Here is an 11648-nt window from a genome sequence, read left to right on the forward strand (position 1 = left end):
CTTTCAAGCAGTCACATCCTTTCTTTAGTTACTTGGGTAAGATACCTTGCGATTTAGCAAAGTCTTGGTAATAGCTATTAGTGGTAAGTAAATCAGCGTGGGTGCCTTGACCAACAATCCTTCCTTCATCTAAGACGATAATATTGTCAGCGTTCATGATTGTACTTAACCGTTGAGCAACAATGAGTAAAGTTTTGTCTGCCATTTGTGCATGTAAAGCGGCACGTAGAGCGGCGTCAGTTTTGTAATCTAATGCGGAAAAGCTATCATCGAAAATATAAACATCTGCCGGTTTGATTAAGGCTCGTGCAATACACATTCTTTGTTTTTGACCACCAGAATAGTTGGACCCGCCTTGTGCTACGAAACTTTCAATCCCTAGTGGTAAGGAATCGATAAATTCAGAAGATTGTGAAATTTCTAGTGCCGTTCTTATTTCTTCTGTAGTTGCTTCGGCATTTCCCATTAATAAGTTTGATAAGATTGTCCCACTGAAAAGAAAGGCTTTTTGTGGCACATAACTGATGACTTGGCGAATCGTTTGCTGAGATAATGAGCGGATATCTGTGCCAGAATAGCTAATCGTGCCGGCTGTGACCTCATTTATTCGTAAAAGTAACTTAACTAAAGTACTTTTACCAGCGCCAGTTGCCCCAACAATCGCCGTTGTTTTTCCTTTAGGGATGACAAAACTAACATTTTCTAAAACAGGATCAGCTGTTTCTGTGTATTGAAACGTGACGTGATCGAAGCAAATCAAGGCTTTCTCAGGATGATAAGCAATGGTTGCTTCAGTATGAGGATCGCTAATTTCAATTTCTTCTGACAAAACTTCTTGCAAGCGATTCAAGGAAGCAACGGACCGTGGAATGACAACTAATACCATAGCCGCGATCATTAAGTAGGCCAAAGTTAGAAGCGTATATTCAATCACAGCTGTAACGGTGCCAATTTGTAGGGTGCCTACCGCCACTAAATTACCGCCAAACCACAAAATAGAGGCATATACAACGCCCATTAATAAAAAGGCAACGGGAGTAATCCAAGCAAAGATTCGATTCACTTTACTCATGCGTTCAGCATAATTTTTAAATGTTTGATTGGTTCGCTGCTCTTCAAAGTCTTGATTATTGAACGCACGAATCATATTAATTCCAGTAAAGAACTCTCGTAAAGTCGTAGTAATTCGATCCATTTTTGGTTGAATTTTTAAAGATAAAGGGGTACCTTTTTTCATTAAAAAATAAACAACGACTAAGTAAAATACGATGGAAGCCAATGTTACCCAAGCGAGTGAAACTGAATAAGAAAATGTCATCACTAAGGCAAATAAACTAATAATAGGCGCTGGAAAGATTAATTGGCAAAATAGCACAATCATTGTTTGAACATTATCTACATCGTTGGTTATTCTAGTTAGCAAAGAATTTGAACCAAACTTATCAACATTTTTCATCGAGAATTGTTGAAATTTTTTAAAGAACAATCCTCTAACTTGAAAACCAAATTTAGCAGCTACTAAAGCAGACAAATAGCTAGAAATAATTGCGGCAATTGTTCCAATGAATGCCACAAGAAACATTTGTATGCCAATCGTTTTAATTACTTGTTGGTCACCGCTAACGATGCCCACATCAATCAACTTGCCAACTAATTTAGGGACGCCAAGGGTTCCTGCGATTTGCAAACAGATGGTTAAAGTTGTCGCAAGAACAATCCATTTATTTTCTTTAATAAACTCTTTCATTAATTTCATGAAATTTCCTCCTTAAACAATACCGTTTTAGCTGTTACAAAGAGTCATTGTACACGTTCAAGTAACTTGAATGTCAACAGTAGAAATGCTAAACTTTTTGATGGAGGGAACAGTATGGAAAAAAATTACACAATAAAAGATGTTTCTGAGTTGTTAAATATCCCTAAGTCCACGATTCGTTATTGGGACGAGCAAGGGTTGATTAGTACAACACGCAATGAAGAAAACGGATATCGAACCTTTGATTTAGAAGATTTGTTCAAAATATATGATATTGATTTTTATCGAAAAATGGGGATTCCTATCAAAGATATGTTGAATTTGTATAAAAAGACGCCTACCGATCTCTATGCCACCATGGAAGCAACAGAAGAACAACTGGGGCAAGAAATAAAAAGGCTTCAGCATAAATACAAAGAAATTAAGAAAAGAAAATTACATTTACATGCGTTAATTGATTTAGAAACATTGGTTTTTTCAGATGAACCAATTCCTTTTGATAAAATTGTTGTTGTTGATATTGAGGATCCAGAAGAGATGAAAGTTTACATGGAACACATTTCAACTTTAGGTATTTACGGGGATTTAAGTGAATCCAATGAACTGACGTATGGGATTTGTTTGGCAAATCATGTGAATAAAAAAAGTTTAGACAAAGTGATTTGGCTCAAAGAACCAAGTAGCCAATACAAAGGCTTTATTTTAAAAGTCAATACACAAGATACCCGTTTAAATAATATCGAAGAAGTAAAAAAGCGTTTAGCAAAACAAGGATTTGAAACAGGCATCGTTGTCGGAGAGCATATCTTGACACAACTAGAAGAGGAAAATCAATATATTGAATATTATTATGGTTGGATTGAAATTTTAGGGGAAAAGTAAAACAATTTAAAAAAAAGAAACTAGTAATAGCAAATGTAGCTAAGCTAGTTTCTTTTTTTGGTAAATGTAATGAAAATTACATGAAAAAAAATTTAGTTTTTAAAACAATTTAGAACGAATGTTATTAAAGGGAAAACAATAAAAAAATTACTCTTAAAGCTAGAACTTACCTATATTTGTATTTTTTTAGGGAAAGTCAATATATTTGCTTCATATAAAACGTGTTATTTAATTCGTAATTTTTTGTTGAAATATCGGGTTTTTTTCTTTTTTTAGCCAATATAATGTGTTACTTTTTGATTATAAGGAGAAACGGAAAATCGTACGTTAAAAAAAGTTGTTGTAGCTAAATAAAGAAAGAATTGAAGGTTGAAAAATATTTTATGGAGGTGGATATTGAGAAACAATGAGTAATTGTAAAAGTTGTTTGAAGATGATTTGTTTAAGTAAATGAAAAGAACGAAGGAGAATGTAAATGAATAAAGCGGTTAAAAATTTTGTGAGTTACCTTATGATTACCATGCTGTTTATTTTAAATTTGTTACCAATGATGAACGCATTTGCTCAAGAAGTAACAAGTGATGCTGAGAATACTGTTGAAAAAGACGGGCTCAAAGTAATAGGAAAAATAGAAGATACATCGTCTCAAGAAGATATTAAAACGGTCACTTACGAAATAACAAATACACGAGATGTACCAATCAAAGATCTCATTTTAAAACAAAAAAATAACAATGATAGTCCAATCAAATTTGTATTAGATACTTTAAGCGAAGAGCGAGGACCTACGTCTTTAGAAGAACAAGCAAAGGTTGAAACAAATGAGAAAGATCAAACAACCGATATTAAACTGCTTAACCTTCAACCAAATTCGACAAGAAAGATTACCATAAATGGGCAAATAACTACAAAAGCGTCGAGCAAGTTATTGGTCAGCGTACTAATAGAAGATAATGAAAAAGGAACACTAGTAATTGATTTACCTAGTAAAGATATGCTAGCAGATAAAGAGTCGGTTTCGAAGGAAAAACAGGAAACTTCAGAAACAAAAGTAGAAAATCAGGCAAACGAAACAGCCTCTTCTACAAATGAAATGACCGCAACTACTAGTAACGAAACAAAGCCTGAAGCAGGAAAGGCGACAGAAAGTATTCAAGAGACAGCACTAACGCAGGCTACCGAAAGTCCTGAGCAACCTCCATTAAAGGCGCAACCTACTGGTCCGTTAGTGCCACCAACACCTGGCCGGGGGTTTAATACACCGATTTATCAAAGCGTTCATAGAGGAGAACTTTTTTCAACGGGAAATACCAACTTAAAAATTGCGAATGAAAATACGGCGGCTGCGCAAACATTTTTAAACACACGAGGAGCAAGTAGTGGTTATGCAATTAACAATTTTCCTTTAGAATTTGCAGATGTTGACAATGATCCAAATACGTATAACTCTAGTCGGGCTTATATTGATTTAAATGGTGCAAAAGAGATTGCTTGGGCGGGCTTATTTTGGAGTGCGTCTAGATATAAAGGCCCTGCTTACGGAACAAATCTTTCTGATGAAGAAATTAGTGCACCAGTTCAATTTACAACACCAAATGGAACCGTACAGCGCGTTTCGCCCCAAAGGTACCATCGTATCGATCAAGATGCAACAAACCCAGGACAACGTTTCGGGTACAATAACACTGGATTTTCTAATTATGCAGATGTAACTTCAATTTTACAAGGGGATAAAAGTGCGACAGGAAGTTATACGTTAGCAGATATTCCTATGACAAGTAGTTTAAATGGTCAATATCAATATTATAACTTTAGCGGTTGGAGTTTGTTTGTTGTTACAAAGGATCAGGCAAGTAAGTCAAGAGCTTTTAGTATTTACTATGGAGCACGTGGCAATGCTGCTGGAACTAATAATGAATTCACTATGAGCAACTTTTTAACAGCAAAACAAGGAAAGCTTGATCCAATTGTGACCTGGTTTACTGTTCAAGGAGATAAATACTGGACTGGAGACAACGCACAAATTAAAAATAGCGCAGGAACTTGGGTAAATATTTCGAACACGCTCAACCCAGTTAATAATGCTATGAACGCAACTGTGACAGATAACGATGAACATATGGTAGACAAGTATCCAGGTAAATTTGCGCCGGATCATCCTAATTTTTTAGATATTGATATCGATCGTATGGCAATTCCCGAAGGTGTTTTAAATGCTGGACAAAACCAAATTAATTTTAGAACAACAAGTAGTGGTGACGATTATTCTACGAATGCGATTGGTTTTGCTGTAAACGCAGAAACACCTGAATTTGAAATTAAGAAAGAAATTGTGGAACCAAAAGAAACTTACAAAGTTGGTGAAACAATCACGTATCGTGTCTCACTAAAAAATACAAAAGCTGATTCAGAAGCGATAAATTCAGTCTCGAAGGATGCGTTAGATGCTCGCTTAAATTATTTACCTGGCTCTTTAAAAATTATTAGTGGACCAAATTCTGGTGAAAAAACGGATGCTTCAGGCGATGATCAAGCTGAATATGATGCAACCAATAAACAAATTATAGTCCGTGTCGGCAATGGTGCAACTGCTACACAAGGAGGTAGCTACAAAGCTGATACAGCTGAAACAATTTACGAATTTAAAGCGCAGATAAATGAACGAGCAAAAGCAAATGAATTAGTGCCTAATAGCGCAACCGTTGAGGCAGTAGATATTTTAACATCTGCAAAAGTCAACGAAACTTCTAATATAGTAGAAGCAAAAATTGCGGACGAACAAGTAACTGGCAAATTAACCGCAACAAAAACCGTTAATAACGCTAAACCAAAACTAGGCGAAACTATCGAGTACACCATTAGCTTCCGCAACACTGTCGAAAATGGCGTCTTAAACAAAGTGGTTATCACAGACCAACTACCAAAAGGACTGACGTATGTCAAAGATAGCCTAACAAGTGTCGGTGATGAACCCAAGCCAACCAGCTTGAAAGAAACCAACGGCATAATCACGGCGGAATACCCAAGTATCACTGATACAAAAGAGCGGAGTATTCGCTTCAAAGTGATTGTTAATGAAGAAGCCAAAGCGGGCGAAACAATTCTCAACAAAGCCAAAGTAGATGACACAGTTAATCCGCCCGAAGAACCAGAGGTGCCTGTGGTACCAGAAGCGAAAGCAGGCAAACTAACCGCAACAAAAACCGTTAATAACGCCAAACCCAAACTAGGCGAAACTATCGAGTACACAATCAGCTTCCGCAACACCATCGAAAACGGCGTTTTAAACAAAGTAGTTATCACAGACCAACTACCAAAAGGACTGACGTATGTCAAAGATAGCCTAACAAGTGTCGGCGATGAACCAAAACCAACCAGCTTGAAAGAAGCCAACGGCACAATCACAGCGGAATACCCAAGTATCACCGATACGAAAGAACGGAGTATTCGTTTCAAAGTGATTGTTAACGAAGAAGCGAAAGCGGGCGAAACAATTCTCAACAAAGCCAAAGTAGATGACACAGTTAATCCGCCCGAAGAACCAGAGGTGCCTGTGGTACCAGAAACGAACGCAGGCAAACTAACCGCAACAAAAACCGTTAATAACGCTAAACCAAAACTAGGCGAAACTATCGAGTACACAATCAGCTTCCGCAACACCATCGAAAACGGCGTTTTAAACAAAGTAGTTATCACAGACCAACTACCAAAAGGACTGACGTATGTCAAAGATAGCCTAACAAGTGTCGGCGATGAACCAAAACCAACCAGCTTGAAAGAAGCCAACGGCACAATCACAGCAGAATACCCAAGTATCACCGATATGAAAGAACGGAGTATTCGTTTCAAAGTGATCGTTAACGAAGAAGCGAAAGCGGGCGAAACAATTCTCAACAAAGCCAAAGTAGATGACACAGTTAATCCGCCCGAAGAACCAGAGGTGCCGGTGGTACCAGAAGCGAAAGAAGGCAAATTAACCGCAACAAAAACTGTTAATAACGCTAAACCAAAACTAGGGGAAGAAATCGAATACACCATCAGCTTCCGCAATACCATCGAAAACGGCGTTTTAAACAAAGTAGTTATCACAGACCAACTGCCAAAAGGACTGACATATGTCAAAGATAGCCTAACAAGTGTCGGTGATGAACCAAAACCGATCAGCTTGAAAGAAGCCAACGGCACAATCACAGCGGAATACCCAAGTATCACCGATACGAAAGAGCGGAGTATTCGTTTCAAAGTGATCGTTAACGAAGAAGCCAAGGCAGGCGAAACAATTCTCAACAAAGCCAAAGTAGATGATACAGTTAATCCACCAGAAGAACCAGAGGTGCCTATTACACCCGAAGAACCAGCGAAAAATAAAAAGGAAACAAAAAAAGTTGTTACAGACCAGAACAAACCTACAAAAAATAGTAAAAATGAAATTGCCATAAACAAGAAAGAAACGTCTAAATCATCCTATTTACCAAAAACAGGAGAAAAAGTCCAAAAAATATTTGCGTATCTGGGTGTAGGACTGATCTTAATTGTATTAATTCTCTATGTTATAAAGAGAAACAAAGAAAAAGAGGAGTAAACAAAATCGATTGTTTTAGAACGACTAATTAGCTGAAAATTTAAGAGTTGGCAACATAAGTCATAATGACCTATGTCGCCAACTCTTTTTGATTTATAACAAGAAACCCAACATATTATTAACAATATGAATAGCCATAACAAATACAAGCGAACGATTTGATTTTAAGTAAGCTGCAGATAATAAAATAGCTCCTGGCAGATAAATGAGAAAATCAAGGGGCTGTTGTGTGTGCATAAAGGTGAATAAAAAAATTGAAATTATAGTCGCACTGGCTATACCAATTGTTTCCGATAAACAATTCATTAATACTTGCCGAAAAACTAGTTCTTCAGCAATTGGCCCCACGATTGCTAAGAAAAATAGAGTAACAAGCAATGGGACTTGTGCACCAAATGAGAGAACATCTTGTTGATTAGCAATTGGATTATTACTCATGATTTTTTGAATAATAACATCGACTAAAAAAATCAGCCCCACCCATAAGAAAATGCTAAAAATACGCCAAAGAGTCTCTTCTTTAAAATAGTCGAACCCAGCAACGATTTCTTTCCAAAATAAAACTATTCCCACAATAGCAGTAATAGTTAAACCTGTTACGAGATTTGCAAAAGATGATTCTACTAAATTATTATCAAATAACAGTGAAATAGCTAATAATAATAAAGAACCAGCTTGCATTAAAACTGTGAAAAAATATACCACAATTAAACTAATTGCTCTAGTGTTTTTACGGATAAAATTCAAAAATAGTCCTCCTCAAAAATAATTAGATAATATCCTTTGTGAAAATAACAAGTTCTCAGCTTTTATACAACAAATACGCACAAGTGAAACCGCTTTATGAGTGGAATTTATCCAATTATTTTTAATGTTCTTAAGAGGTTATAAAAAAAATATCAGATAAACGTTTTCACAAAGAACGGTCAATTCGGCAAATTTTTACCTTAAATGACACAAAATCTATAATTTGTTTCTCAAATCCTATAATTTGTTTCTTAAAAAGATATTATGAAAACGCTATTATATTTATGAAAGGAGCGAAACGAATGAAGAAGAAAAACGGGTTTTTTCAAAATGTATGGCGTTATAAGGCCTTAATCCTTATGGCGTTACCAGGATTTATCTGGTTTATATTTTTCTTCTATATACCAGTCTTAGCCAATGTGGTCGCATTTAAAGATTTTCATATTTCACCAGATGGTTTCTTAGCTAGTCTAAGAGAAAGTCCTTGGGTTGGTTTTGAAAACTTTAAATTTTTATTTGCGTCAAAAGATGCTTGGTTAATTACTAGAAACACCATTTTGTACAATGTCGTCTTTTTAGCCTTTAACTTATTCTTTGCGATTGCTTTTGCTATTATTATGAGTGAATTAAGAAATCGTCGCTTGGTTAAAGTTTATCACACGATGTCATTGCTACCATATTTCTTATCTTGGATGGTTATTAACTATTTTGTTTATGCCTTTTTAAGTCCGGATAAAGGGATTTTGAATCAATGGATTACTGGTAATGGCGGCACAATGATTAACTGGTATGCAGATCCACGTTGGTGGCCAGTAATTTTTGTCTTCCTAAATGTTTGGAAGAGTCTAGGCTACAACAGTATTATCTACTATGCTTCTGTGATGGGGATTGATCCGACATACTATGAAGCAGCGATGGTAGATGGTGCCAACAAATGGCAACAAATAAAAAATGTTACGATTCCACAAATTTTACCAATGATGTCTGTTTTATTAATTTTAAACATCGGCGGTATCTTCAGAGCAGACTTTGGTTTGTTCTACATCGTACCAAGAAATTCAGGTGCGCTTTACAACGTGACAAGTGTGTTAGATACCTATATTTACAATGGCTTAACGGCTACTGGTGATGTAGGCATGACGGCAGCTGCAGCGTTATATCAATCTGTCGTTGGGGCATGTTTATTATTAATTGCGAATTTAGTTGTTCGTCGAATTGAACCAGATTCAGCACTATTTTAGGAGGAAGGATTATGAAAAAGAAAAAAGTCACTAGCGTTAACGTTCGATCCTTCAACCCGACAGCGAATTTGATTTTCAATATTGTCATTGCTATTTTTGCTATTTCCTGTGTGGTTCCGTTTTTCTTTGTTATTATGATTTCATTGACAAGTGAAGGATCATTAGCAGCAAACGGCTACCGGTTTTGGCCAAAAGAATTTTCATTGGAGGCCTATCGTTACATTTTCCAAGGGGCAATGAGTCAACGCATTATTCATGCCTTAGGGGTAACGGTCTTCATTACGGTGACAGGGACGATTGTCAATGCAACAATGACGTCATTATATGCCTATGTCATTTCTCGTTCCAACTTTCCATTTAAAAAATTCTTTACATTGTTTGCTTTAATTACAATGTTATTTTCACCAGGGATGGTTGCGAACTATTTAGTAATGACAAACTTATTGCAATTGAAAGATACAATTTGGGCGTTAATTTTGCCTTTAGCTTTAGGACCATTTAATATTTTAGTGATGCGAACGTTTTTCAAGAAAACCGTGCCTGACAGTATTATTGAATCGGCACGTATTGATGGCGCAAGTGAAATGCGCATTTTTGTCAGCATTGTGCTACCACTAGCAGTTCCAGGGATTGCCACAATTAGTTTGTTTGCGGCTTTGGGTTATTGGAACGATTGGTTCAATGCGTTACTTTACATTCAAAAAGATACCTTGGTACCATTACAGTATTTATTGATGAAAATTCAAAACAACTTAGAGTTCTTATCAAGAAGTACGGATATGGGTGCAGCAGCACAAGAAGGATTAGGCGTTCTACCAAGTGAATCGGCTCGAATGGCGATTGTTGTCTTATCTACGTTACCAATTGCGTTAACTTACCCATTCTTCCAAAAATATTTCGTGGGTGGTTTAACAATCGGCGGCGTGAAAGAATAAAATTGTACAGGAGGAAATAAGGAATGAAAAAATGGCAAAAAGGATTAGCCGTAGCTGGCGCAGCAGCTTTAGCTGTAGGACTAAGCGCGTGCGGTAAATCTTCAAAAGATGCAGCGTCAAAAGGTGATGATAGTACACCAACGTTATTAATGTATCGTGTTGGGGACAAACCAGATAATTATGACCAATTAATCGATAATGCGAATAAGATTATCGAGAAAAAAATTGGGGCAAAATTAAAAATGGAATTTGTTGGTTGGGGCGATTGGGACCAAAAAATGTCAACAATCGTTGCTTCTGGTGAAAGCTATGATATTTCATTAGCACAAAATTATGCAACGAATGCACAAAAAGGCGCCTATGCTGATTTAACTGATTTAGCACCTAAATATGCCAAAGAAGCCTATGATCAATTACCAGATAACTATATTAAAGGAAATACGATCAATGGAAAACTGTATGCGTTCCCAATTTTAGGTAACTCTTACGGTCAACAAGTTTTAACTTTTAATAAAGAATATGTCGATAAATACAATTTAGATATTAGTAAAGTTGATGGTAGTTATGAAAGTGCAACGGAAGTTCTAAAAGAATTCCATAAAAAAGAACCAAATATTGCTGCTTTTGCTATCGGCCAAACATTCTTTGCAACAGGTAATTATGACTTCCCTATTGGTAACCAATATCCATTTGCAGTAAAAACAACTGATACTGGCTCACCAAAAATTATTAACCAATATGCCGACAAAGACATGATTAATAACTTAAAAGTCTTACATCAATGGTATAAAGATGGCTTGATTCCAACAGATGCTGCTACAAGTACAACACCATATGACTTAAATACCAATACTTGGTTCATGCGTCAAGAAACACAAGGTCCTATGGATTATGGTGATACAATCTTAACACAAGCTGCTGGCAAACCACTTGTTTCTCGTCCACTAACAGAACCATTAAAAACAACAGCACAAGCGCAAATGGCTAACTATGTTGTTGCAAATACGTCTAAAAACAAAGAAAAAGCTGTTGAATTGCTAGGCTTATTAAACAGCAATCCAGAATTGCTAAACGGACTTGTTTATGGTGAAGAAGGCAAACAATATGAAAAAGTTGGCGATGATCGTGTGAAATTATTGAAAGATTACACACCAACAACTCATTTGAGTGCTTGGAACACAGGAAACAACTTAATCATTTGGCCAGAAGAATCTGTCACTGAAGACATGGTTAAAGAACGTGATAAGAGCATCGAAGAAGCAAAAGATTCACCAATTCTTGGTTTTACTTTTGTAAATGATAAAGTGAAAACTGAAATCACTAACGTTGCTACAGTTATGAATCGTTACGCAGCAAGCTTAAATACAGGAACTGTTGATCCAGAAGAAACACTTCCAAAATTAATGGATGACCTAAAAACAGCTGGCTGGGATAAAGTTCAAAAAGAAATGCAAACACAGTTAGACGAATATATCCAATCTCAAAAATAATCACAGGAGGCTGAG

General features: G+C 36.3%; 7 protein-coding genes. 5 read left to right on the plus strand and 2 right to left on the minus strand.

Going from position 1 to position 11648, the window contains the following annotated elements; all coding sequences use genetic code 11:
• Window positions 1-28: 28 nt before the first annotated feature.
• Window positions 29-1756: an ABC transporter ATP-binding protein gene (locus AB3I72_RS02745; protein WP_061101274.1), complete on the minus strand. Its 1728-nt coding sequence runs from the start codon at window positions 1754-1756 to the stop codon at window positions 29-31.
• 66 nt (window positions 1757-1822) lie between these two features.
• Here AB3I72_RS02745 and AB3I72_RS02750 point away from each other — a divergent pair, with 66 nt between their 5' ends.
• Both AB3I72_RS02750 and AB3I72_RS02755 read left to right on the plus strand, forming a co-directional pair.
• Window positions 1823-2638 carry a MerR family transcriptional regulator gene (locus AB3I72_RS02750; RefSeq protein ID WP_002395516.1) on the plus strand — a complete coding sequence of 272 codons (816 nt, stop codon included), beginning with the start codon at window positions 1823-1825 and terminating at the stop codon, window positions 2636-2638.
• Window positions 2639-3113: 475 nt separating this feature from the next.
• Entirely contained in the window at window positions 3114-7220 is a 4107-nt protein-coding gene (locus AB3I72_RS02755; RefSeq protein ID WP_368023535.1) for an isopeptide-forming domain-containing fimbrial protein, read from the plus strand.
• 93 nt (window positions 7221-7313) lie between these two features.
• On the opposite strand, the gene AB3I72_RS02760 is transcribed toward AB3I72_RS02755, so the two are convergent.
• Complete coding sequence (locus AB3I72_RS02760; RefSeq protein WP_002419528.1) at window positions 7314-7901, minus strand: CPBP family intramembrane glutamic endopeptidase; 588 nt, start codon at window positions 7899-7901, stop codon at window positions 7314-7316.
• Window positions 7902-8251: 350 nt separating this feature from the next.
• Between AB3I72_RS02760 and AB3I72_RS02765 the strand changes: the two genes are divergently transcribed.
• Genes AB3I72_RS02765 through AB3I72_RS02775 form a run of 3 tightly spaced genes read left to right on the plus strand, consistent with a single transcriptional unit; the run spans window position 8252 to window position 11633 of the window.
• Complete coding sequence (locus tag AB3I72_RS02765; RefSeq protein ID WP_002356852.1) at window positions 8252-9208, plus strand: sugar ABC transporter permease; 957 nt, start codon at window positions 8252-8254, stop codon at window positions 9206-9208.
• Between the two features lie 11 nt (window positions 9209-9219).
• The gene (locus tag AB3I72_RS02770) at window positions 9220-10143 is read left to right on the plus strand and encodes a carbohydrate ABC transporter permease (protein ID WP_002359877.1); all 924 of its coding nucleotides are present in this window, start codon (window positions 9220-9222) and stop codon (window positions 10141-10143) included.
• Window positions 10144-10166: 23 nt separating this feature from the next.
• Window positions 10167-11633 carry an ABC transporter substrate-binding protein gene (locus AB3I72_RS02775; RefSeq protein WP_002369012.1) on the plus strand — a complete coding sequence of 489 codons (1467 nt, stop codon included), beginning with the start codon at window positions 10167-10169 and terminating at the stop codon, window positions 11631-11633.
• Window positions 11634-11648 lie beyond the last annotated feature (15 nt).

It is taken from the genome of Enterococcus sp. GC34 (genome assembly GCF_040886645.1).
GTDB classification, from domain to species: Bacteria; Bacillota; Bacilli; order Lactobacillales; family Enterococcaceae; genus Enterococcus; species Enterococcus faecalis.